Source organism: Ruegeria sp. YTSC003, from assembly GCF_059609785.1.
This window is the reverse complement of sequence record NZ_JBXWMK010000015.1, coordinates 44,054-65,566: the sequence shown is the minus strand read 5'-3', so window position 1 is coordinate 65,566 and position 21,513 is coordinate 44,054. Positions and strand designations below refer to the sequence as shown.

Here is a 21,513-nt window from a genome sequence, read left to right as displayed (position 1 = left end):
CTGGGAGGAAAACATGAAGATCAACATCAAACTATTGGTTGGGGCATCTGCAATTGCGCTACTGTCGCTTTCGGGGACAGCCTCGGCGCAGGATTGTCCGCGCGGTGACTTGGACGAGCGTTTTTGTGACTCCGACGGAGATTTGATCGCGGATATCCCAACAGATCCCTCCGAGCAAATAGACCCTGACACCTTGATTTTTGCATATACACCAGTCGAAGACCCCGCCGTTTACAAAACCGCATGGTCAGACTTTCTTGAGCATTTGAAGGCGGAAACCGGCAAGGACGTCGTCTTTTTCCCGGTTCAGAACAACGCAGCTCAGATCGAAGCGATGCGTTCGGGGCGTCTGCATATTGCGGGCTTCAACACTGGTTCCAACCCTTTGGCTGTAAACTGCGCCGGGTTCCGGCCGTTCACGATCATGGCCTCGAAAGACGGTAATTTTGGCTATGAGATGGAAATCATTACCTTTCCTGGTTCGGGAATCGAAAAGGTTGAGGACATCAAAGGCAAGCAACTGGCCTTTACCTCCCCCACATCCAACTCAGGTTTCAAAGCGCCATCAGCAATTTTGAAGAGCGACTTTGATTTGCTGCCGGAGCGTGATTTCGAACCTGTCTACTCGGGTAAACACGACAACTCGATCTTGGGCGTGGCCAACAAGGATTACTTGGCGGCTTCGATTGCCAACTCGGTAAAGTCGCGGATGATTTTGCGCGACGTGATCAACGAAGATGATGTTGTTACGATCTATAAATCGCAGACTTTCCCGACCACTGGGTTTGGCACTGTTTACAACCTGACGCCCGAGCTGCAGGAGACAATCCGCAATGCCTTCTTCAGCTTCGACTGGGAGGGCACGACACTTGAAGCTGAGTTTTCGAAATCGAACGAAGGCCAGTTCCTTGAGATGACCTATCAGGAATTCTGGGATGTCATTCGTAAAATTGACGCAGCAAATGGCGTCTCCTACGCCTGCCAGTGACCTTTGGCCAATACTGCGGGCCCGAAAGGGCCCGTTATTCAACCTAATCTGGGGCATTTTATGCTGCGTCTTCAAAAGCTGACGAAAACATACAAGACCGGAGATCAGGCGCTGAAGGCCATCGATCTTGAGGTGCCCAAAGGACAGGTGCTTGCATTGATTGGGCCCTCGGGTGCGGGCAAATCGACCATGATCCGGTGCATTAACCGGTTGGTTGAACCCACAAGCGGTGGTGTCCTTTTGGATGATGTGGACCTGACCAAACTCGGATCGGGCGCTTTACGTAAAGCGCGCCGTGAAATGGGCATGATCTTTCAGGAATATGCCTTGGTCGAACGTCTCACGGTGATGGAAAACGTATTGTCGGGACGGCTGGGATATGTGGGATTCTGGCGCAGTTTCCTGCGGCGATATCCGCAGTCGGACGTCGACGAGGCTTTCCGCCTGCTTGATCGGGTGGGGTTGTTGCACATGGCTGACAAACGAGCGGATGAACTGTCGGGTGGTCAACGCCAAAGGGTCGGCATTTGCCGCGCATTGATTCAAAACCCGAAACTGCTGCTGGTCGATGAGCCAACTGCCTCGCTGGACCCCAAAACCAGCCGTCAAATCATGCGCCTCATAACAGAATTATGTCAGGAGCGAGGGTTGGCGGCCATTATCAACATCCATGATGTGGCTCTCGCCCAAATGTTTGTTCCGCGAGTCGTCGGCCTTCGCTTTGGTGAGATTGTGTATGACGGCCTTCCAACAGGTCTTACCCCAGAAAAGCTGACCGAGATCTACGGCGAGGAAGATTGGGAAGCGAGCATCGAAAAAGTGGACGAAGATGAAGATGAAGATGTCGAGGCCGCAGAATGAGCCATCGAGAACTGGACGACATGCTCGGAAAAGGCTGGCGTAAACCTGCCTTTGTCAAAAACCCTTTGCTCCGCTGGGCATTGTTCCTTGGGTTTTTTGCCTACCTGATCGCCGCCTATATGACCATCGAAGTTGATTGGGGTCGTGTCTATGAAGGACTGGATCGGGGGTGGGCATTTGTACTTGCGTTTACCAGCCCGGACTTCGTTTCGCGGTGGTCAGACATTTGGAGCGGTCTGCTGGAGAGTATCATTATGACCGTGGCTGCGTCGGTCGTGGGCATCCTGATTTCGATCCCGATAGGGTTGGGCGCGGCACGCAACATCGCCCCTTTGCCAATCTACATGATTTGCCGGGGCATTGTTGCCATCAGTCGAGCCTTGCAAGAAATCATCGTGGCCATTTTGCTGGTGGCTATCTTCGGTTTTGGTCCGCTGGCCGGATTTCTGACCCTTTCCTTCGCCACCATTGGATTTCTCTCAAAACTTTTGGCCGAAGACATCGAAGCGATGGACAAGGTTCAGGCCGAGGCAATCAAGGCCTCTGGCGCGCGTTGGCCGCAATGGATCAACTATGGCGTTCAGCCACAGGTTATGCCGCGACTTGTGGGCCTTTCCATGTACAGGATCGACATCAATTTCCGAGAAAGCGCAATTCTTGGCCTGGTGGGCGCCGGCGGAATTGGTGCGACGTTGAACACTGCGTTCGATCGATATGAGTACGACACAGCAGCAGCCATTCTCATCCTGATCATCGGGATCGTCATGGCACTTGAATACCTTTCGGGAATTATCCGCGCGAGGGTTCAATAATGCCGGTTCTTAAACAAAACGATACTCAGATCTGGCGCCGACGGACGACGGGTCAAAGTCTTGTTCGCTGGTTTGGCTGGCTTTTGGGTGTGGCTGTCTTTGTTTATTGCTGGCAATTCATCTCGGAATCGACGACCTGGTTTTTCGTCTGGGATGCACCCCGCATTGCCAACGATATCTGGACCCGCGCAACGCCTCCCAAATGGGACTACATCACACAGCTGGGCCGCCCGATTTGGGACACACTGAACATCGCCACCCTGGGTACAATCATCGCCTTGTGCATGGCAGTGCCGGTTGCCTTCTTGGCCGCGCGCAATACCACGCCGTCGACATTGTTCATCCGCCCTGTTGCTTTGTTGGTCATTGTCTCGACTCGCTCTATCAACTCGCTGATCTGGGCCCTTCTATTGATCGCAATTATTGGCCCAGGCGTCTTTGCGGGTGTTATTGCAATTGCAATCCGTTCTATTGGTTTCTGCGCAAAGCTTCTGTACGAGGCCATAGAGGAAATTGATCACGCTCAGGTCGAAGCGATCACGGCGACTGGTGCGTCGCGCTGGCAAATCATGGCTTACGGGATCGTTCCGCAGATATTGCCTGCATTTGCCGGCATTGCCGTTTTTCGTTGGGACATCAATATTCGCGAGTCAACGGTTCTGGGCCTAGTTGGTGCCGGAGGCATAGGGTTACAGCTGTCAGCTTCGCTCAACGTGCTGGCCTGGCCGCAAGTCAGCCTCATCCTGATTATAATTCTCGTTGCGGTTTTGATTAGCGAATGGGTCTCGGCAAAGGTTCGAGGGGCGATCATTTGACCGGGTTCTCTGCGCAGGACGCTTTCGATGCCTATGAGGCTGTACGCCACCGACTTCCCGAAGCTAGACCTACTGAAGTGAAGTATCGTCAGGTTGAAACGCTTGATGACATAGCTCATGAGTTCGACGTGTTCCTCCTCGACGCATTCGGGGTTCTCAATATAGGTGATACGGCAATCCCGGATACACCGGATCGGGTCAGGTCACTGAAAGCCGCCGGCAAACATGTTTTGGTCGTTTCAAATGCTGCTGGGTTTCCTCACACAACTCTGTTGGAAAAATATTCCAGGCTTGGTTATGACTTTGCGCCCCGAGACGTGATCACCAGCCGGGCGACGTTGCTATCAGAAGTAAACGGTCAAAGTGGGTTGCATTGGGGCTTGATGGCGACCCCCAGCGCCGGTCTTCGCGATTTGGAGGGGTTGAAACTATCCTATCTGGAGGATGACCCAGAACCCTACGGAACTGTCGACGGATTCCTGATGATCGGGTCAGCGGTTTGGACTGAAACGCGTCAAGCCATGTTGGAGACCGCCTTGCTAGAGCGTCCCCGCCCGGTAATGGTCGGAAACCCAGATATTGTTGCTCCTCGCGAGTACGGATTTTCCAAAGAGCCCGGTCTTTTTGCGCACCGGCTGGCAGACCGAACGGGTGTCGCCCCTCAGTTCTTTGGAAAGCCTTTCGGCAACATCTATGATCTCGCTTTCCAACGCCTCGGGCACATCGACAAGTCCCGAATTCTGATGGTTGGCGACAGCCTGCACACTGACGTTCTGGGCGCATCCAGCGCAGGCATAGATTCGGCACTCATCTCAGGATATGGATTCTTCGCAGGGCATGATGTTGAAGCAGCGATCAAGAAGGCGGGGATAGTACCAAACTTTATAGTAGGCCGGCCTTGAGTTTAGAGCATTCATTTTCGATAGATTTTCCGTTCAACTCGAATGTCCTGTAAGCCCGCATAGTGTTGAATAAGTCGACCTTGGAGCTGCCGATGGGCGAAGCCCAAAGCAGCTGGTCCGTTCCTCTCAGCCTGTTGGTTCTGGTTGCGGAACCAGTTTTGCGAGTTTCCGAAGGTTTTGGGCCGTGGCTGCGAGTTGGAACTGTTCATATGCGCCCTTGGGTCCTCTCAGCCGCATCATCGACACGCCTATGTATCGCTTTAGATGTGCAAACAGCATCTCGACTTTCCGCCTCTGAATGAACGACGTCATGTAGGCGTCGGTTTTTCGGATATCGCGGGCAACGTCGCGAGCCGCTTCGTGGACGGATCGCATCACGCGTCGCCCCGGATCACCTGGGCAGCATTGCGGTTTGAGCGGGCATACATCGCAGTCGTGTTTTGAGGCGCGGTATCGGATGAAACCATCTTTGCCGCCGTTGGGCTTTCGTGGTTTTGAGAAGTTCCGGCGATATGTCCGCAGTTCCTTGTTACCGGGACATGTGTAGCTGTCAGTTGCTGGATCGTAGACGAAGTCTTCACGAGAGAACGTGCCGTTCGTTCGTTTCGATTTATCCCAAACCGGGATGTGTGGGGCGACGCCACGTTCCTCCACCAGCCAGCCCAGCATCTCAGCTGAACCGTAGCCGGTATCGCCGGCGAGCTTTTCCGGGGTCATGTCAACCACCGAGGCAGCGTTGCCATGTTTGACGATATATTTGAGGCCCTGACCCGCAATTAAATTAGAAAAGCTTGGGTGTAGGCTTGGCGCAGCATTGGACTGCGCCGACCGAAAAGCGAAGCGGACACCGCCGAGCCAGGCAATTCCCATACTCCATATTCCGGCCCAAGCCGGTAGTCGCCAAGACGGGTCATTCCCAGGTCCTGACACACCTGAGCCCCACCTGGCGAACAGCTAATAGAGCCGAGTCCATGCAGAACAATATCGCGACGAGCCAATTGTTCTAGGTAGGTTACAAAGGACGACAACAACAAAGGCGCAGCACTTTCGTGACCACGGCTAACAATTAAGGCAGGGCAATAGCCGAAGTATGTGCCCGGCAGGATAGGCTGTCGTACTCGCTCGACGGATAGATTTGATTCACGCAGTCTACACGCACGAAATTCGGCTTCATCTTCAGGGAATAGCAATAGCAGAGCCCATTTTGCGACCATCCGACCATCCCTGATAACCATTTGCCAATGATCGTCGTAGGTTTGATAGATCGGCAGGAAAACTCTCTCATCGGCGGCCAGCTCCTCGGGTAATCGACCCAATTCCGTGTCCGCGGTTGAGATCATGTGGCAGATCGCCTCCCGGTATGACCCGTTAAAATGCCTGTCCACCAGCGCATCGTCCAGCAATTGGTACTTTGTATCGACAAAATTACCCTGTCGTGCCTCCCAATCCAGCCGACAAGCTAGTATCTCGTCAATGCTCCACCCCAACCTTTCCGACAATCTGCTCTCCAGGTCGCCTCGAATGAACGACAGCGAGCGTTCATATTTGCCGATTGCATCTACACTTACATCTAACAACGCTGCCAATACCTCTTGTGTGATGCGACCGTGGGTGCCGTTGTCGGAACGCCAGCGGCGTAGCTTTTCAGCAAACAGAGAAGGTTGAACTGGCATACAGACCCACAAACGTTGGAGGACTTCGTGATTTAACATGCCTGTTGAGGTCTATTGTGCCAAGAGACTTACGGATGACTTACGGGTAATCCGTATCATGTCAGTGGTTGGTTAGAGATGAGGTGAGCAGGGTCGATCCATATCAATTACAAATGGAACCCTACCAATGTCTCGACGTATCTCCTCGCTTCCAGGGGCAACAGAACTTCTGTTTCCCTGGTTCTGGCCAAGAAAAGACAATCATAAACCCGAACCGCATTTCGACGATGGCCAACACAATCGTTAAGGCTATGAACCTGGCCCTGCAGCCAGGCCCCGCCGATGGTTTTCATTCGACCGTTCAAATTGGCTCTGAACCGTTAGCGAACTCAAATTTAATTGCGCAATCTATGAGTTCGACGAGTCGTTGGCTTTGCGCCTGCGGCGAATGTCTGGAATGACGGGCCGCAACGCGGCATCGCGATAAAGGAACCAAGGTCCGGTAAGGGCCGCGAGCGCCTGTTACCTATGCCAGCCAAATTTGACTGCGGCTGCATTTGTCTCAAATATCTTTGGCGAAATAGTGCAGATGTGGGCGTAACGTGGGTTGATCCTTGTACGTTGTCGTTTCTATCGGACCGTCCAACTCTACAAATCCTAGCTTGGGATACAAGTTTCTCATTTCTATATTGGGTGTGAGCGTGTCCGCAATCAGCCTTTTGAGACCCATATTGCGCGCAGCATTCTCACGCGCCTCAATCAATGCACGGCCAGTGCCCATTCCTCTGGCTTGTTCGGTAACAAAAACTCTTTTGAGCTCGCCGGTATCTGGCCCGAGACACTTCATCATTCCGCAGCCGACAATCTCACCGGCTTCAGACCTTGCAACAACCAGACATCCCTTCGGAGGCAGATAGTCATCCGAGTTTTCCCAGAATTCAGCGAGCGCACTTTGGGGTGCCGCAGGATCAATATCGAAGCCTATGGCCCGCATCCTTTGGACGATGAGTTCATAATACTGCGATAGGATCTTATTGAGCTCGCCCTTAGCTGGCAGCTCCTCACAGTTCTCAATTCTTACATCTTGCATGGGTCATCCACCTGTCCCGAAAGAACTCAATGCAAATAGGATAGGCCGGAAAAGAGGCGACGTCATCTTCGTCCGCAGTGCGGCTTTCTTTCCAGATCAGTTTCTGCATTCGGTAGCCGATGTCCGCTTCGGGGAAGCTGCATCGCGGCGTCCAGCGGATCGGCCGATGTCTCCTACGGGCCGCAAGCTCCACAGGATTTGTGAGGCTACCTCGGTAGTGCTGCATCGCATCCGGCGACTGCACTGAGCCCAAAGCAGTTGTTACAAAATTGGCTTTGAGCAAAGGACTTCATCTGGAACTTAGTCCAGCGTGTTCTTGTAGACTTTGCCGTCTTTCATGATCAGATCGAAATTCTCATGCGGGTCTGCGATCAGGTCGATATCTTGCAGCGGATTGCCGTCCACCAGGATCAAATCTGCATAAGCGCCCTTTGCGATCACACCCAAGTCACCTTGTTGATAAGGGTGGCGCGGGCCGGAGAGTTTGAGCAGTTCAGCATTGGTTGAAGTCGCCATTTTCAGCACCTCGTATGGCGTGTACCAGCGCTGCAATTTGGCAAGGAACGCGCCTTGACGTTCGGCCAGTTTGGGATCGAACAGGATGTCGGTGCCGAAAGCGACTTTCACGCCAACTTCTTTCGCCGTTTTGTAAGTGAAATCTGTACCGTTGGTGACGTCGATCCATTTCTGCTGGCTAACAGGGTCGTCGAAAGAAAAGCCATCCTCGTCATCCAGCAGGGGCTGCACTGACAACCAAACTTCATTGTCGCGCATCAGTTCCATCGTTTCGCGGCTCATCAAAAAGCCATGCTCGATGGACTTAACGCCTGCGGCAACGGCAATTTCCACTGCCTCGTCCGTGAAGACATGAGATGCAACATAGGTGTTGTAGGTGTCGGCCACCTCTACGAAAGCCTCGATTTCGGCCTTGGTGTATTGGCGTACATCCAGAGGGTCATAAGTGGATGACACCCCGCCACCGGTGGAAATCTTAAGCTGGCTTGCGCCCATGCGCATGATTTCACGCGCGCGCTTGACCACTTCCGGAACACCATCAGCCTGCGCCATCAAACCAACGCTGTACCAGTACCATTGCGAATCCGCGCCGTTCGTCGGAACCGCTTGGTAGGGGCGATAGTCAAAGTGGCCGCCGGTTTGTGTTACGGGTGGGCCGGACGGCAGGATACGGGGGCCTTTGATCTCGCCTGCGTCAATCATCCGTTTTATGGCAAATGAATTGCCGCCAACGTCGCGCACCGTTGTAAAGCCGCGCATTAACGTGCCTTCGGACCCGATGGCACCACGCACCGCGACCTCAAGAATATCGCCGGTCACAACCACACTCTGCGGATTGCAACAGTAAAGCGTGTGCCAGTGTACGTCGATCAGGCCCGGCATCAACGTGCGCCCGCCGCCATCGATGACGATACCATTGGCGACGGCGAGGGGTTCTGAGGACACATCTGTGATCAGATTGTCGGTTACAACGACATTGGCATTTTCAATCATTTCCTCATTCACACCATCAAACACGTTGACGTTTGTGAACAGTATCGGGCCCCTATCCTGGGCGAGCGCTTGCGAACTGGTTATTGCAAGAACAATCGACGAAACCGCCGCAAGTTTGGGGAAATGCATTTTCAATTCCTCAGAAAATTCTGTCGGAGACACCATCCCAGCGGAAGCAAGCTTTTTCAAGGATTCCGTCACTTTTCCGCAAGGTCGGCTTTGTCCGCAGAGCAGACATCCCGGTCTTACAAAAACAACGCCCCGCGTCTGGAGGAACGCGGGGCGTATGGTGCGATAATCCAGAGAGGAACGATTATCGCGGCGTATTGCCGTCGCCTTAGTTCACGGCTTTGGCGTCGACCACGTCCTTTTCAATGGCATTGGCCGAAGAAATCTCGATCCGGCGCGGTTTCAGGGCCTCAGGCACTTCGCGCTTCAGGTCGATGTTCAGCATGCCGTCTTCGTGGTTGGCACCGGTGACACGCACGTGATCGGCCAGCGCAAAACGGCGTTCGAACGCGCGGGTGGCGATGCCACGATGCAGATAGCTGCGCTCTTTGTCCTCGGCGGCTTTTTTGCCAGCAACGATAAGGGCGTTTTCTTTCACTTCGACCGACAGGTCATTTTCCGAAAAACCGGCGACTGCAACCGAGATGCGATACGTGTCGGCATCGGTTTTTTCGATGTTGTAAGGCGGGTAGCTCGGCTGAGCCACATCATTGGTCAGCACGCGATCCATCATATCGGCGATCTGGTCGAAACCAACGGTGGCGCGGTGCAGGGGTGCAAAATCAAAACTACGCATGTGTCATATCCTCATATCAGAGCGATCTGTGTTCTGCCCTCCGTTCGGACGGGCATCTGGTTGATACGGGCCCCGTTCGTGGCGACCCGACACAGTTCACATGGGTAGCATTTTGATCGAGTTCAACCCCCGCCCGAGCTGATGAATTTCGCGCCGGAATTCGACTTGTCGGATCCGACTTGCAGCCGGCGGATCGTTGCCTGGGGGCGCGGGGCATCGCGCCGCAAGTCCGCCTTGAGTTCGGCAACAATTCCAGACAGTTCCATCCCGTAGCCGGCCACGCGGCCCCCGTAGGTTCCGATTGCTGAGACAACTGACAGGATCTGCCAGCGCGGGCCATTTCTGGCCAGCAATGCCGAACCGGACGAGCCAAAAGTGATGTCGCAGTTGAAGGTGATCAACCCTTGCTGGCGACCCAGGATACGGCAGGACCTTTCCCGCGTGATCGCCTCGGACCGGCCGCGCCCGTATGAGGCTAAGCTGACCTCGGTTCCGGCAACGCGCCCCGTGTGCAAGGCAAACGGATTGGCGATAGAATAAGGGATCGGCTGTTCCAAACGCATCAGCGCAACATCGGCGCGGACATTATTCGGTGACAGCGGGGCATTGCTGACATATTCCGGGTTCACGGCAATCTGCATGACTTTGCGATCTGCCAGCGCCTCACCATGGCTCAAACCAGCGCGAAAAGTCACCTTTCCCGGCTCGTAGGTTTTGCCGCTAGCCTTGTCCAACGCACAGTGCGCAGCGGTCAAAACCAGATCCTGCGCAATCAGGGTGCCTGTGCAAAACCCGTCATCGCCGATGTCCAGACGTCCAACCGCCTCCCACCCGTAAAGGTCATCGCGGTCCGTCAGTTTGCGCTTGGCGGTCTGGGCGTAAGTTGCAGAGGCGGAAATTGAAAGAAACAAAAGAAAATTCAGAAAAAAGCGACTCATGGTTTTATGAACCTTGCTCCAATATTGCGGCGTGTCCCTCCTTGGGAGGAAGATACGCCAAATCCGCGGCCAGCCGACAATTCTGCCTGCAGCAGTTCCAATGAATCTTCGACCGCGGTGCCGACGGCCACGCGCTGCCCGTTGAATTCGGCCTTGGCTGCGACGACCGAAACGATGCGCGGCCGGTCCCCTTCAAAGGAAAAGACCGGTGCGCCCGACGACCCGAACTCGACGTCACAGGACAACACCAAAACGTTGGATGTGCGCGTCATGACCGAGCACACTTCTTGCAACGAGGGAGCCTCGGCCCGATCCTGCGCGTAGGACACGACCCCCACTTCGGCACCTCGGGCCGGACGGTTTCCGGTCTCGAACGGAATTACGCTCGTATTGCGGATCGGTTGCCACAGCTCGATCAGCGCGATGTCATTGTACAGCCGCGAGGCCGTTGCCTCGGTGCTGTATTCGTAGTCTGGGTGAACAACAGCGCGACGTGCGGCCCGATAGGCCGATGCACGTCCAAGACGCCAGGCGGCCAGAAACTCGACCTCTGCCAGGTCGATCCGCTGACCAGTTACCTTATCGAACAGACAATGGGCAGCCGTCAAAACCTGGGTCGGAGAAATCAGTGTCCCGGTACAAAACCCGGCGCCGTCCTTGATATCCAGGCGCCCGACCGCCATCCACGCGCGCCCCGCATCGGTGGTGTCCAGGCTTTTCAACCCGGTATCCTGGGCTGCGGCGGACAATGGCGTCAAAGCCAGTGCCAATGCTGTGATCCAGTTTCGCAAACGGCACTCCGGCTTTGCTGTTGACGTATTTTCCTACGTCTCCGGTGCGGCAAAAATAGGGCGATGACGCCCGCGTCCGTTTAACGTGGCGAGTGGTGCGCAGTTGCATCAGCATGGTCTATCTAAGGACCGGAACCTCAGATTTGGCTGGTTCACGCAAGGCCCGCGGCACCGGCCCGCCGGTTGCCCAATCCAAAAGCTCGACCGTGTGCAGCACGGGAATGTTCGTGCCAGAGCCGATCTGCATCATGCATCCGATATTGCCTGCCGCGATCACGTCCGGCTTTTTGGCTTCCAGCGTTGTGACCTTGCGGTCCTTCAGCTTGCCCGAAATCTCGGGCTGCATCAGGTTGTAAGTCCCTGCGCTGCCGCAGCACAGGTGGCTATCTGCAGGCTCTAACACGGCGAAACCAGCCTGTTTCAGCAGAGTTTTGGGATGAGCTTTGATCTTTTGACCGTGCTGCAGAGAACACGCTGCATGATATGCAACGGTCAGGCCCTTGTCTTCGCCCTGTGGCAGCTCCAGCTGGATCAGCAGTTCGCTGATATCCATTGCAATCGACGACACCCGCGCCGCGTCTTCGGCCATGGGATCATTGCGAAACATATGGCCATAATCCTTCACCGTCGTACCGCAGCCCGAGGTGTTGATGACGATGGCGTCCAGCCCGTCGCCGTTCATTTCTGCGGTCCAGGCCCTGATATTGGCTTTTGCGGCCTCATGACTTTCGCGAGTCTTGCCCATGTGATGGGTCAGGGCGCCGCAGCACCCTGCCCCTTCGGCCACGACGACTTCGCATCCCATCCTCGTCAAAAGTCGAATAGTTGCGTCGTTAATGTCTGTATTCAAAGCTTTTTGCGCACAACCCGTCATCAGCGCAACGCGCTTGCTCTGCGGTCCTTTAGCCGGAAATCTCTGCGGGTCGTCATTGCGACTAACGGGCGGGATATGTTTGGGTGCCATGTCCAGCATGGCACGCAACCGGGCATCAGGCATCAGAAAGCGGAATGGCCGCCCGAGCTTCGCCCCGATCAAAGCCCAGCGGAACCGCATCGGATAAGGCAGGATCTGAGCCAACACCCAACGCAGCGCACGATCCGAGAAGGGGCGTTTGTAGTTCTCTTCGATGTATTCCCGCGCGTGGTCGACCAGATGCATATAGTGCACCCCCGATGGGCATGTGGTCATACAGGCCAGGCAAGACAGGCAGCGGTCGATATGCTTGACCGTTTTCTCATCCGGCACACGCTCGTTTTCCAGCATGTCCTTGATCAGGTAAATGCGCCCCCGTGGACTATCCAACTCGTCCCCCAGCACCTGATATGTCGGGCATGTGGCTGTGCAAAACCCACAATGGACGCAGTTTCGCAGGATTTCATTTGATCTTTGGATCGCGGGATCTTGCAACTGCTTTTCGGTGAACGTCGTCTGCATCGGCTTACCCCATCAACCCCGGATTAAACAAACCGCGGGGGTCGAATCTTTGACGAATACCCTTGGTTAGAGCCGCAATACCATGCGCCTCCGGTTGAAAACGCCCCAGTTCGGCAAGTGTATCCTGTCCTGCCCGCACGATATTTGCGTGACCGTCAAACGCGCCTAATTGCGCCCGCAGATCAGTTCCAACCGGCACCAAGGCCCAGATCAACCCGCCACCCCAATCAAACAACGTCCGATCTGCCCGGATGCGCGCAACGATGTCCGGCGCATCCGAGGGTTTGACCGAAATGCGCCAGACATCACCGCTTTGTTCGTGGAAACCGGCTGCATCACGCAGGTCGGCCCACAATGTGCCAGGATGCTCAAGTTCGGCAACCTCGCCGAAAACAGACAGTAGGGATTTCAGTTGATCCGATCGGTATGTCACCGAACCCGCAAATCCTTCGAGGCGCAGTAAGGCGCTTCCCATATCCGGGTCGTACGCCGCTCCGCTGACGTCAAAAGGGGATTTCAATGCGGCGGACAGCGCTGCAACTGCCGTGGTCACATCGGGCACCTGAACGGACAGCGTAGCCGAGATTTCGGGCTTGGGTAGTACTTTCAACGACACTTCGGTCAAAACACCCAAAGTGCCCCAGGATCCCGCCATCAGCTTGACCAGATCATAGCCGGTGACGTTCTTCATGACCCGGCCGCCATTCTTGACGACCTGCCCCATGCCATCGACATAGCGCACGCCCAAAAGGAAATCACGACATGCCCCTGCCTGTATCCGCCGTGGCCCTGATATGTTGGCCGCCACGACACCGCCTATGGTCGGAATGCCGCTGGTCCCCAACAGTCCCCGATGATCCATAGGCTCAAAAGCCAATTGCTGACCTTCTGCATCTAATGCGGCCTCGATCTCTGTCACCGGCGTGCCGGCTTTCGCCACCAGCGTTAGCGCACCGGGTTCGTAAAGTGTGATGCCGGTTATTCCGCTTGTTTCAATCACCGCATCTTGTCCCGCAACACCGCGCGTACCGCCTCCCTTGATGCGGACCGGTTCGTTCAGCCCGGCCACCAACTCGGCCAGTTCGGCTTCTGTCTTTGGTTTCATGACAATTCTTCTTTGTTAGAGCCGATTATTCAGCGGCAATCTGCGCGATGCGTCGGGATTCAGACGCATTCAACGGAAAAACCTTGGCGGGGTTCAGCAACCACTTTGGATCGAACACATCCTTTACGGCCATCTGCGCCTCAAGGTCCGCAGGCGCGTATTGATGGTGCATCAGATCGCGCTTTTCGATCCCAACCCCGTGCTCACCTGTCAGGCAGCCACCCACATCAACGCAAAGCTTCAGGATATCGGCTCCGAACGCCTCACATTTCTCCAGATCACCCGGCTTGTTGGCATCAAACAGGATCAACGGGTGCATGTTGCCATCGCCTGCATGAAACACGTTGCCGACCGGCAAGCCGTATTCTTCGCTCATTTCACCAATCCGGCGCAGCACTTCCGGCAAGGACGATACCGGGATCGTGCCGTCCAGGCACATGTAGTCGTTCAACTGCCCCATCGCACCAAAGGCCGACTTGCGCCCCAGCCAGATTTTCGCGCTTTCCTCAGCCGATTGGCTTTCGCGCAGCTCCACCGGGTTATGGCGCTTGGCGATGTCGATGATTTTTGACAATTGATAGTCCATCTCGGCCTCGGACCCTTCGACCTCGACAATCAGCAAAGCGGTGCAGTCGGGGTAGCCTGCATGGGCGAAGTTTTCGCAGGCCTTAATGCACAGGGTATCCATGAATTCGATTGCAACCGGCAGGATGCCCGACTTGATAATGTCCGAGACGCATTGCCCGGCAACTTCGTTGTCATCAAATCCCATGAGCACGGGTCGTGCACCTTCGGGTTTTCGCAATATCCGCAATGTGGCTTCGGTCACCACGCCCAACTGCCCTTCTGACCCGCAGATGACTCCCAACAGGTCCAAGCCGCCAGAGTCCAGGTGCGCGCCGCCAATCTCGACCACGCTGCCATCCATCAGCACCATCTTTACGCCCAACAGGTTGTTCGTGGTCACGCCGTATTTCAGACAATGCGCCCCGCCCGAGTTCATCGCGATGTTCCCGGCAATGGCACAGGCAAGCTGTGAGGACGGATCCGGCGCATAAAAGAAGTCGTCTTCCTCGACCGCTCCAGTCACACTCAGGTTGGTGCGGCCTGATTGAACGCGAATGAAACGGTTGTCATAATCGACCTCCAGCACCTCATTCATCCGGGCGACGCCAAGGATGACGCAATCCGCCGTTGGCAAGGCGCCACCGGCCAATGACGTACCCGAACCGCGCGGAACCACAGGAACACCTTCTTCATTACAGATGCGTAATACGTCCGAGACCTCTTGCGTGGTCGACGGCAGAACCGCCAGCATCGGAGGGCACCGATATGCCGTCAGCGCGTCACATTCATAAGCACGAGTCTCGGACGGTTCGTGAATCACCGCGTCCTCGGGCAACACTTGCAACAAACGTTGTAGAACCACGGTCTTGCGGCGCAGAATGTCAGGGTTTGGCGTTGGCATTTCCATGGCTGATCCTCTATTTGGTAAAATAATATTACCAATTTCCCCATCTGGCAAGTTCTCATGTCTGGCCCTAAGGTCGCAGCATGACTTGGATTGATCGCGCACAACTGTTTTCACCGCTGGATTATGCGGCCATTGCCGTGTTGCTGATCACTTGGCTGTGGATCGGATGGCGGATCGAAAACCCGTCACCCAACAAGCATTCCGTCACAGTGATGATGGATGACTATCGTCGAGAATGGATGCGGGAAATGGTCACCCGGCAACCCCGAATGTTTGACGCGCAGGTGGTCGCGGCGATGCGGCAGGGCAGCACATTTTTTGCCTCGACCACGATGATCGCCATCGGGGGCGGATTGGCCCTGCTGGGCAATACCGAAAGTCTTGCCGGCGTCGCCAATGATCTGGCCATCGGTAGCGCACCGGCCATGGTGTGGGAGATCAAGATCCTGATCATCATCCTGCTTCTGGCCAATGCATTCCTGAAATATGTGTGGGCGCACCGGTTGTTTGGCTATTGCGCGGTTCTGATGGCCTCGGTGCCCAATGAACCGTCGGACCCACAAGCCTATCCGCGCGCAGCACAAGCGGCCGAGATCTGCGTCACCGCGGCGCGCAGCTTTAACCGCGGTTTGCGCGTGACTTATTTTGCCCTGGCATCCGTTGCTTGGATACTTGGCCCCGTGGCGCTGATGCTGGGCACGGCGATCACATTTGGTGTCCTATACCGGCGCGAGTTTGCGTCGCATTCCCGGCTGGTCCTGCTGTCCCAACCGCGCGACACGGATTCGTGATCGCGAAGCCGACGGACACAGCCTAGGATCGCCTCATGCGGTATTTGATTCTCAGCCTTTTTCTCGCCAGCCCAGCGCTTGCCGACCCTTCTATGCTTGAAAACGTGGCGGCCAGCCAAAGCGGCGACACGTGGCGATTCGACGTGACGATCCGCCATCCCGATACCGGGTGGGATCACTATGCCGATGGCTGGCGTGTTCTGGACATGGACGGCAATGAACTGGGTATGCGCGTATTGCATCACCCGCATGAGAATGAGCAGCCCTTTACACGCTCACTATCCGGGGTGGCGATTCCAGATGGCGTGTCTCAGGTTCAGATTCAGGCGCGGTGCAGTGTCGATGGCTGGGGTGACGAGACGACGTTGGTCACACTGAACTGATCTTCAGAACACACCCAGCGCCAGACCCGCACCCAACGCAGCCCCAATATCACAGCACTCATCCAGTTGGTTTTGCGGGATGGTCTTTTCGGCCAGAATAGCTTCGGGCGTTTGCGCATGGGTGCAGATGATCAGCGGCGACTGAACCTCTTTCAAGCGCCACCCAGTGGCAATCCGCGCGGTTTGGCGGGCCGCATTCTCGCCATCAGACCCGGCACAGATCATCTGGGCATAGGGCCGTCCTTCGATCTTGCCCAGAACAGGGTAGTAGCAGCGATCAAAGAACTCTTTCATTAAACCTGAAATCGCAGCCAGATTCTCGGGCGCGCAGAAGATAAACCCATCCGCGGCCAGCAAATCCTCAGGGGTCGCCTGATCTGCAGTTTTCAGAACCGTTTCCGCTTCGTCCCGCGCTCCTGCCGCGGCGGCTTGGGCCATTTGACGGGCGCCGCCGGTGCGCGAATGGTAGACGATCAAAAGCTGCGCCATGTCAGACCCGGTGATAGGGACCGCCCGACAGGATGGTCGCGGCCCGGTAAAGTTGCTCGGCCAGCATCACACGGACCAGCATATGCGGCCAGACCATCGACCCGAATGAGATGGAAAAATCGGCCTCGGCCCGCAGATCAGGGTCTATTCCGTCCGCACCGCCAATGATCAATGCCAGATCCTGCCGCCCGGCATCGCGCCAGCCACCCAGTTTTTTTGCAAAATCAGGCGAGGACATCACCCGCCCACGTTCATCCAGTGTGCAGATCACCGCACCTTTGGGCAGGGCCTTGCGCAGCAACGCGGCCTCGGCCCCCATCCCTGCGTTTTTTTTGTCCTCAACTTCGATCACCTGTGCAGGACCAAGGCTCAGGCTACGGCCGGTCCGGTCAAATCTGGTCAGATAATCGTCAAGCAGGGACTTCTCCGGTCCGGCACGCAATCGCCCGACCGCACAAATGCTTATACGCATATTTCTCTCGCCTCCGGCCTGTTAATGCAGGCCGGGATAGCGCCTCAGTTGGCCGAGGCGCTGCCGCCCTGAGGCAGCCACATCTTTTCCAGCTGATAGAATTCACGCACTTCGGGGCGGAAGATATGGACGATCACGTCGCCCGTATCGATCAGCACCCAGTCGCCGGCATCCTTGCCTTCGACCTTCGAGGTGAAACCGAATTCCTGCTTGATGCGATCCGTCAGCTTTTCGGCCATGGCCGAGACCTGACGTGTCGAACGCCCGGACGCAATGACCATGTGATCCGCGACAGACGACTTGCCTTGCAGGTTGATCTGCACGACATCTTCGGCCTTGTCATCGGAAAGTGAGGAAAGGATACGCTCAAGCAGCTTGTCGCTGATTGACTGAGAGTGGGCCATTACATTGGCCCCGTCATCGGCGGGCAAACCCGCCTGTGTATGTAGAGACAGGACATAGTCCTCCTTTGTTGCGCGCCGCCAAACCCCGGCGCAGGGGTACTAATAAGGTAACAAGGGGAATGCAACATTTCAATGAACGGGCGCTTTTGCGTCCGCACGGGTGCTCACTCTTTGGCGATCTGTTGCGAGTCTGCGCCGTCGGGCAGCAGCCGAACCTCGCGCTGGGGGAAAGGAATCGATATCCCCTCGGCCTTGAAGGCGTCCCAGAGGGCGAGGTAAACATTGCCCCGAATATTGGTAAGCCCCTTGGTCGGATCGCTGATCCAGAACCGCAGCACATAGTCCACGCTGCTGTCGCCGAACCCGGTTATATGGCAGACCGGCTCATGTGAACCGCCGCTGAGAACACGTTTCACCGATTTAACTGCCCGGATCGCGGTTGCGCGCACCAGGTGCGGATCGTCGTCATAGCTGGTGCCGAAATCCAGATCCAACCGCACATATTTGTCCGAATGCGACCAGTTCACGACCTGATTGGTGATCAGATCCTCGTTCGGGATCAGGTATTCACGCCCATCTCGGGTGACCACTGATACATAGCGCGCGCCCAGCGCATTGATCCAACCAAAGGTATCGCCCAACGAGATCACGTCGCCCGGTTTGATCGAGCGGTCCATCAGGATGATGATCCCGGAAATCAGGTTCGACACAACCTTTTGAAGACCAAAACCGATGCCCACGCCGATTGCGCCTGACAACAGCGCGATGCCAGTCAGATCAAACCCAAGCGTGCGGATGGCCGCCATAAAGACAGCGCCGTACAGTAGAACCTGAATGCCTTTGGCCAACAGAACCTGCATCGAAGGCGTGATGTCGTCGTTCCTCTGCAATCCCCGCTCGGCCGTGCGGGTCCCGATGCGGGCCAACGTCAGCAGCACGCCGATCAGCAATACGGCCTTGAGAATCCCCAGCGCCGAGATGTGCAGATCACCAATGGAAATCGCCACGCCGTCCAGAAACTCGGCCACATCATCGGTCAGATTCAGCGCAACCAGCGTTGCATAGACCCACATTGCCCATTTGAAGACCCGCCGCAGCGTACGGTTGCGGACAAGTCGCGCCACCAGCGCGATCGCCAGCCAAGCGGCGGCCAATGTCGCGATCACGCCGATAATGTAACTGTGCGACGGCCAGGTCACATTCTGCATGAACAGGTACAGCGTCCAGGACAACAAAACGAAATAGACCAGTGTTAGGCGCTGCATCAGCTGAACCAGAGTGCGCAGCCGCCATTTGGGCCAGCCGGTGCGGGCACGTGCCCAGGTTTCCCACCGGTTTTGCGTCACCAGTTTGAGCACATATGCCAAAGCCCACAGAGCGAGAATGATGATCAACTGGTGCCGCCGCCAACCCGGCGTGACGATCAGATCAACAAGTTTGCCGAACTGCACGGAAAACCCCGCGACCATGTTTTCATAGAGTTCCGACAGCGAGCTGGGGATCAGGTCTTGGTTCATACAGGTCTCCTGAACCGCAGCTTGGACAGCAACTCGGGGTGATGCAAGCCCGAGGCCGGATTGAACCTTGATTGACGGGCACACGCGATATATCTGAGGCGCATGAGAGTCTATTTGGCCCCTGCTCCGACACTGCAAGACCGCACGCGCCTGCGTGAACGGTTCTTTGGGGCCGCCCGCACGGTTCTGGCCCGCCTATAAGCGGCGCCCAGCCACTCGCCAGCTATTTCTCATTACATACGGGAGAGGACCGATGTCCCCCAAAACACTCTATGACAAGATCTGGGATGCCCATGTCGCGCACGAAGCCGATGATGGCACCTGCCTGCTTTATATCGACCGCCATCTGGTGCACGAAGTCACCAGCCCGCAAGCGTTCGAAGGCCTGCGGATGGCGGGCCGTCCGGTGCGCGCACCGGAAAAGACCATCGCCGTGCCGGATCACAACGTTCCGACCACTGCGGATCGCGTAAACGGGATCGAAAACCCCGAGTCGCGCATTCAGGTCGAAGCACTGGATAAGAACGCCAAGGATTTTGGTATTCACTATTACCCGGTGAATGACGTTCGTCAGGGCATCGTGCACATCGTCGGCCCCGAACAGGGCTGGACCCTGCCCGGCATGACCGTGGTTTGCGGCGACAGCCACACCGCCACCCATGGCGCGTTTGGCGCACTGGCCCACGGCATTGGAACGTCCGAGGTTGAACATGTTCTGGCCACGCAAACCCTGATCCAGAAGAAATCCAAGAACATGAAGGTGGAAATCACCGGCAAATTGCAGCCGGGCGTGACCGCGAAGGACATCACTCTGGCCGTTATCGGCGAAACCGGCACTGCCGGTGGCACCGGCTATGTCATCGAATATTGCGGCGAAGCGATCCGCGATCTGTCGATGGAAGGCCGAATGACCGTCTGCAACATGGCCATCGAAGGCGGCGCCCGCGCTGGCCTGATTGCGCCGGACGAGACCACCTATGAATATGTCAAAGGCCGCCCCCACGCGCCGAAAGGTGCCCAGTGGGAAGCCGCTCTGACCTGGTGGAAAACGCTGTTTACCGACGAAGACGCGCATTTTGACAAGGTCATCACCCTGCGCGGCGAAGACATCGCGCCGGTCGTCACATGGGGCACCAGCCCCGAGGACGTGCTGCCGATCACTGCAACCGTTCCGAACCCGGAAGATTTCGAAGGCGGCAAGGTCGATGCGGCCCGCCGGTCTATCGAATATATGGGTCTGGAAGCCGGTCAAAAGTTGAGCGATGTGGAAATCGACACCGTATTTATCGGCTCGTGCACCAATGGCCGTATCGAAGACCTGCGCGCAGCGGCCCAGATTCTGAAGGGAAAAAAGATCAAGGACGGTCTGCGTGCCATGGTCGTGCCCGGTTCGGGTCTGGTTCGCGCACAAGCCGAGGAAGAAGGTCTGGCCGACATCTTCAAAGAAGCAGGGTTCGAATGGCGCCTGGCTGGATGTTCGATGTGTCTGGCGATGAACCCCGACCAGCTGCAACCGGGCGAGCGTTGTGCTGCGACTTCGAACCGCAACTTCGAAGGCCGTCAGGGCCGCGGCGGACGGACCCATTTGCTGAGCCCGGCAATGGCTGCCGCAGCGGCAATCACAGGACGGCTGACAGACGTCCGTGAATTGATGTAAGGTCCCCTCATATCTAGATATTTGAGGGATTAAAAACATGAGTGACTGGGTCAAATGGCTCCTGCTGGGGCTTCTGTCCATAGCGTTCGGTATCTTTGTACTGGGCGCGCCAGTTGTGGCATCCGTCGCGGTGACGGTGGTAACCGGTGTGTTGCTGCTGATATCAGGCGCGCTGCAGGTTGTTGGCGGCTTTACGGTTGAAGGCACCGGCAACAAAATTCTGTCACTCATCATGGGTGCTGTGATGCTGTTTCTGGGCTGGTCCTTCCTGGACCACCCGTTGCAGGGAACCCTGACCTTGGCGACCGTGATGCTGATCCTGTTCATGGCAGGCGGCATCGCGCGGGTTATTCTGTCGTTCCAGATGAAAGGAACACAGTTTTTCTGGCCCACGATGATCTCGGGCATCTTGTCGATCGTCCTTGCCGGTATCATCTGGACTTATGTAGGAAGCGATCCTCAGGTGCTGCTGAGCATTTTGGGTATCTTCCTGGGCATTGAGATGCTGTTCAACGGGTTCGGCCTAGTCTTTATGGCGGTCTTCATCCGGAACGCACCCAACGACGCAACAACAGAAGCGAAACAAGCTTAAACGCGGGACACGGGCGCGGCCCTCTCCTGCA

General features: G+C 56.2%; 24 protein-coding genes. 10 read left to right on the top strand and 14 right to left on the bottom strand.

The features are described 5' to 3' along the window. Positions 1-13 precede the first annotated feature (13 nt). Genes phnD through AC2FFH_RS20935 form a run of 5 tightly spaced genes read left to right on the top strand, consistent with a single transcriptional unit; the run spans position 14 to position 4,378 of the window. The gene (gene phnD, locus AC2FFH_RS20955; protein ID WP_299987282.1) at positions 14-988 is read left to right on the top strand and encodes a phosphate/phosphite/phosphonate ABC transporter substrate-binding protein; all 975 of its coding nucleotides are present in this window, start codon (positions 14-16) and stop codon (positions 986-988) included. Positions 989-1,048: 60 nt separating this feature from the next. Further along, positions 1,049-1,849, top strand: a complete 801-nt coding sequence (gene phnC / locus AC2FFH_RS20950) for a phosphonate ABC transporter ATP-binding protein (protein ID WP_496770605.1) — start codon at positions 1,049-1,051, stop codon at positions 1,847-1,849. Next, on the top strand, positions 1,846-2,661 hold the full coding sequence (gene phnE, locus AC2FFH_RS20945; RefSeq protein WP_299987288.1) for a phosphonate ABC transporter, permease protein PhnE: 816 nt from the start codon (positions 1,846-1,848) through the stop codon (positions 2,659-2,661). Before phnC ends, phnE (AC2FFH_RS20945) begins: the two co-directional genes overlap by 4 nt. Continuing rightward, the gene (phnE, locus tag AC2FFH_RS20940) at positions 2,661-3,476 is read left to right on the top strand and encodes a phosphonate ABC transporter, permease protein PhnE (RefSeq protein WP_377189683.1); all 816 of its coding nucleotides are present in this window, start codon (positions 2,661-2,663) and stop codon (positions 3,474-3,476) included. The genes phnE (AC2FFH_RS20945) and phnE (AC2FFH_RS20940) overlap by 1 nt, the downstream gene beginning before the upstream one ends. Then, complete coding sequence (locus AC2FFH_RS20935; protein WP_496770602.1) at positions 3,473-4,378, top strand: HAD-IIA family hydrolase; 906 nt, start codon at positions 3,473-3,475, stop codon at positions 4,376-4,378. Before phnE (AC2FFH_RS20940) ends, AC2FFH_RS20935 begins: the two co-directional genes overlap by 4 nt. 126 nt (positions 4,379-4,504) lie before the next feature. Here AC2FFH_RS20935 and AC2FFH_RS20930 read toward each other — a convergent pair whose 3' ends face one another. From AC2FFH_RS20930 to AC2FFH_RS20885, 10 genes are all read right to left on the bottom strand, one after another. Then, on the bottom strand, positions 4,505-5,095 hold the full coding sequence (locus AC2FFH_RS20930) for a transposase (RefSeq protein ID WP_496780509.1): 591 nt from the start codon (positions 5,093-5,095) through the stop codon (positions 4,505-4,507). A gap of 59 nt (positions 5,096-5,154) precedes the next feature. Next, entirely contained in the window at positions 5,155-6,090 is a 936-nt protein-coding gene (locus tag AC2FFH_RS20925) for a helix-turn-helix domain-containing protein (protein ID WP_377189674.1), read from the bottom strand. A 502-nt stretch (positions 6,091-6,592) separates the two neighbouring features. After that, positions 6,593-7,120 (bottom strand): GNAT family N-acetyltransferase, encoded by a 528-nt coding sequence (locus AC2FFH_RS20920; protein WP_496737850.1) that lies wholly within the window; start codon positions 7,118-7,120, stop codon positions 6,593-6,595. 300 nt (positions 7,121-7,420) lie between these two features. Then, positions 7,421-8,758 carry a metal-dependent hydrolase family protein gene (locus AC2FFH_RS20915; protein ID WP_496770119.1) on the bottom strand — a complete coding sequence of 446 codons (1,338 nt, stop codon included), beginning with the start codon at positions 8,756-8,758 and terminating at the stop codon, positions 7,421-7,423. 208 nt (positions 8,759-8,966) lie between these two features. Then, positions 8,967-9,434, bottom strand: a complete 468-nt coding sequence (locus AC2FFH_RS20910; protein WP_496769585.1) for an Hsp20 family protein — start codon at positions 9,432-9,434, stop codon at positions 8,967-8,969. Positions 9,435-9,556: 122 nt separating this feature from the next. After that, entirely contained in the window at positions 9,557-10,372 is an 816-nt protein-coding gene (locus AC2FFH_RS20905; protein ID WP_496769583.1) for a trypsin-like serine peptidase, read from the bottom strand. Next, the gene (locus AC2FFH_RS20900) at positions 10,369-11,163 is read right to left on the bottom strand and encodes a trypsin-like serine peptidase (RefSeq protein WP_496769581.1); all 795 of its coding nucleotides are present in this window, start codon (positions 11,161-11,163) and stop codon (positions 10,369-10,371) included. Before AC2FFH_RS20900 ends, AC2FFH_RS20905 begins: the two co-directional genes overlap by 4 nt. A gap of 118 nt (positions 11,164-11,281) precedes the next feature. Next, positions 11,282-12,598, bottom strand: coding sequence for a glycolate oxidase subunit GlcF (glcF, locus tag AC2FFH_RS20895; RefSeq protein ID WP_496769579.1), 1,317 nt, complete (start codon positions 12,596-12,598; stop codon positions 11,282-11,284). A gap of 4 nt (positions 12,599-12,602) precedes the next feature. After that, the gene (locus AC2FFH_RS20890) at positions 12,603-13,703 is read right to left on the bottom strand and encodes an FAD-binding protein (RefSeq protein WP_496769577.1); all 1,101 of its coding nucleotides are present in this window, start codon (positions 13,701-13,703) and stop codon (positions 12,603-12,605) included. 25 nt (positions 13,704-13,728) lie between these two features. Beyond that, entirely contained in the window at positions 13,729-15,177 is a 1,449-nt protein-coding gene (locus AC2FFH_RS20885; RefSeq protein WP_496769575.1) for an FAD-linked oxidase C-terminal domain-containing protein, read from the bottom strand. Between the two features lie 80 nt (positions 15,178-15,257). On the opposite strand from AC2FFH_RS20885, the gene AC2FFH_RS20880 reads away from it, so the two are divergent. Both AC2FFH_RS20880 and AC2FFH_RS20875 read left to right on the top strand, forming a co-directional pair. Continuing rightward, on the top strand, positions 15,258-15,968 hold the full coding sequence (locus AC2FFH_RS20880; RefSeq protein WP_496726721.1) for a DUF599 domain-containing protein: 711 nt from the start codon (positions 15,258-15,260) through the stop codon (positions 15,966-15,968). A gap of 35 nt (positions 15,969-16,003) precedes the next feature. Next, positions 16,004-16,351 (top strand): hypothetical protein, encoded by a 348-nt coding sequence (locus AC2FFH_RS20875; RefSeq protein WP_496726722.1) that lies wholly within the window; start codon positions 16,004-16,006, stop codon positions 16,349-16,351. Positions 16,352-16,354: 3 nt separating this feature from the next. On the opposite strand, the gene AC2FFH_RS20870 is transcribed toward AC2FFH_RS20875, so the two are convergent. The 4 genes from AC2FFH_RS20870 to AC2FFH_RS20855 all read right to left on the bottom strand — a co-directional run bounded on the left by AC2FFH_RS20870 (position 16,355) and on the right by AC2FFH_RS20855 (position 19,233). Next, entirely contained in the window at positions 16,355-16,840 is a 486-nt protein-coding gene (locus AC2FFH_RS20870; protein WP_496845249.1) for a flavodoxin family protein, read from the bottom strand. Position 16,841: 1 nt separating this feature from the next. Next, positions 16,842-17,312 carry a 23S rRNA (pseudouridine(1915)-N(3))-methyltransferase RlmH gene (gene rlmH / locus AC2FFH_RS20865; protein ID WP_496769573.1) on the bottom strand — a complete coding sequence of 157 codons (471 nt, stop codon included), beginning with the start codon at positions 17,310-17,312 and terminating at the stop codon, positions 16,842-16,844. A 44-nt stretch (positions 17,313-17,356) separates the two neighbouring features. Beyond that, positions 17,357-17,716: a ribosome silencing factor gene (gene rsfS / locus AC2FFH_RS20860; RefSeq protein ID WP_058276550.1), complete on the bottom strand. Its 360-nt coding sequence runs from the start codon at positions 17,714-17,716 to the stop codon at positions 17,357-17,359. A gap of 164 nt (positions 17,717-17,880) precedes the next feature. Then, positions 17,881-19,233 (bottom strand): mechanosensitive ion channel family protein, encoded by a 1,353-nt coding sequence (locus tag AC2FFH_RS20855; RefSeq protein WP_496845248.1) that lies wholly within the window; start codon positions 19,231-19,233, stop codon positions 17,881-17,883. Positions 19,234-19,335: 102 nt separating this feature from the next. Here AC2FFH_RS20855 and AC2FFH_RS20850 point away from each other — a divergent pair, with 102 nt between their 5' ends. Genes AC2FFH_RS20850 through AC2FFH_RS20840 form a run of 3 tightly spaced genes read left to right on the top strand, consistent with a single transcriptional unit; the run spans position 19,336 to position 21,482 of the window. Then, positions 19,336-19,434: an isopropylmalate isomerase gene (locus AC2FFH_RS20850; protein WP_108861670.1), complete on the top strand. Its 99-nt coding sequence runs from the start codon at positions 19,336-19,338 to the stop codon at positions 19,432-19,434. Between the two features lie 52 nt (positions 19,435-19,486). Further along, on the top strand, positions 19,487-20,890 hold the full coding sequence (gene leuC / locus AC2FFH_RS20845) for a 3-isopropylmalate dehydratase large subunit (protein ID WP_496845247.1): 1,404 nt from the start codon (positions 19,487-19,489) through the stop codon (positions 20,888-20,890). A 37-nt stretch (positions 20,891-20,927) separates the two neighbouring features. Continuing rightward, positions 20,928-21,482 (top strand): HdeD family acid-resistance protein, encoded by a 555-nt coding sequence (locus tag AC2FFH_RS20840; protein ID WP_496845246.1) that lies wholly within the window; start codon positions 20,928-20,930, stop codon positions 21,480-21,482. The last annotated feature ends 31 nt before the right edge of the window (positions 21,483-21,513 follow it).

Excerpts from the sequence above, each read along its gene's own strand:
- AC2FFH_RS20930 (WP_496780509.1), bottom strand. The coding sequence starts at position 5,095 with ATGACCCCGGAAAAGCTCGCCGGCGATACCGGCTACGGTTCAGCTGAG.
- AC2FFH_RS20910 (WP_496769585.1), bottom strand. The coding sequence starts at position 9,434 with ATGCGTAGTTTTGATTTTGCACCCCTGCACCGCGCCACCGTTGGTTTC.
- AC2FFH_RS20885 (WP_496769575.1), bottom strand. The coding sequence starts at position 15,177 with ATGGAAATGCCAACGCCAAACCCTGACATTCTGCGCCGCAAGACCGTG.
- phnC (WP_496770605.1), top strand. The coding sequence starts at position 1,049 with ATGCTGCGTCTTCAAAAGCTGACGAAAACATACAAGACCGGAGATCAG.
- glcF (WP_496769579.1), bottom strand. The coding sequence starts at position 12,598 with ATGCAGACGACGTTCACCGAAAAGCAGTTGCAAGATCCCGCGATCCAA.
- rlmH (WP_496769573.1), bottom strand. The coding sequence starts at position 17,312 with ATGCGTATAAGCATTTGTGCGGTCGGGCGATTGCGTGCCGGACCGGAG.
- AC2FFH_RS20905 (WP_496769583.1), bottom strand. The coding sequence starts at position 10,372 with ATGAGTCGCTTTTTTCTGAATTTTCTTTTGTTTCTTTCAATTTCCGCC.
- AC2FFH_RS20915 (WP_496770119.1), bottom strand. The coding sequence starts at position 8,758 with ATGCATTTCCCCAAACTTGCGGCGGTTTCGTCGATTGTTCTTGCAATA.
- AC2FFH_RS20880 (WP_496726721.1), top strand. The coding sequence starts at position 15,258 with ATGACTTGGATTGATCGCGCACAACTGTTTTCACCGCTGGATTATGCG.
- phnD (WP_299987282.1), top strand. The coding sequence starts at position 14 with ATGAAGATCAACATCAAACTATTGGTTGGGGCATCTGCAATTGCGCTA.
- phnE (WP_377189683.1), top strand. The coding sequence starts at position 2,661 with ATGCCGGTTCTTAAACAAAACGATACTCAGATCTGGCGCCGACGGACG.
- AC2FFH_RS20920 (WP_496737850.1), bottom strand. The coding sequence starts at position 7,120 with ATGCAAGATGTAAGAATTGAGAACTGTGAGGAGCTGCCAGCTAAGGGC.
- AC2FFH_RS20855 (WP_496845248.1), bottom strand. The coding sequence starts at position 19,233 with ATGAACCAAGACCTGATCCCCAGCTCGCTGTCGGAACTCTATGAAAAC.
- phnE (WP_299987288.1), top strand. The coding sequence starts at position 1,846 with ATGAGCCATCGAGAACTGGACGACATGCTCGGAAAAGGCTGGCGTAAA.
- AC2FFH_RS20850 (WP_108861670.1), top strand. The coding sequence starts at position 19,336 with ATGAGAGTCTATTTGGCCCCTGCTCCGACACTGCAAGACCGCACGCGC.
- AC2FFH_RS20875 (WP_496726722.1), top strand. The coding sequence starts at position 16,004 with ATGCGGTATTTGATTCTCAGCCTTTTTCTCGCCAGCCCAGCGCTTGCC.
- AC2FFH_RS20890 (WP_496769577.1), bottom strand. The coding sequence starts at position 13,703 with ATGAAACCAAAGACAGAAGCCGAACTGGCCGAGTTGGTGGCCGGGCTG.
- AC2FFH_RS20840 (WP_496845246.1), top strand. The coding sequence starts at position 20,928 with ATGAGTGACTGGGTCAAATGGCTCCTGCTGGGGCTTCTGTCCATAGCG.
- rsfS (WP_058276550.1), bottom strand. The coding sequence starts at position 17,716 with ATGGCCCACTCTCAGTCAATCAGCGACAAGCTGCTTGAGCGTATCCTT.
- leuC (WP_496845247.1), top strand. The coding sequence starts at position 19,487 with ATGTCCCCCAAAACACTCTATGACAAGATCTGGGATGCCCATGTCGCG.
- AC2FFH_RS20925 (WP_377189674.1), bottom strand. The coding sequence starts at position 6,090 with ATGTTAAATCACGAAGTCCTCCAACGTTTGTGGGTCTGTATGCCAGTT.
- AC2FFH_RS20870 (WP_496845249.1), bottom strand. The coding sequence starts at position 16,840 with ATGGCGCAGCTTTTGATCGTCTACCATTCGCGCACCGGCGGCGCCCGT.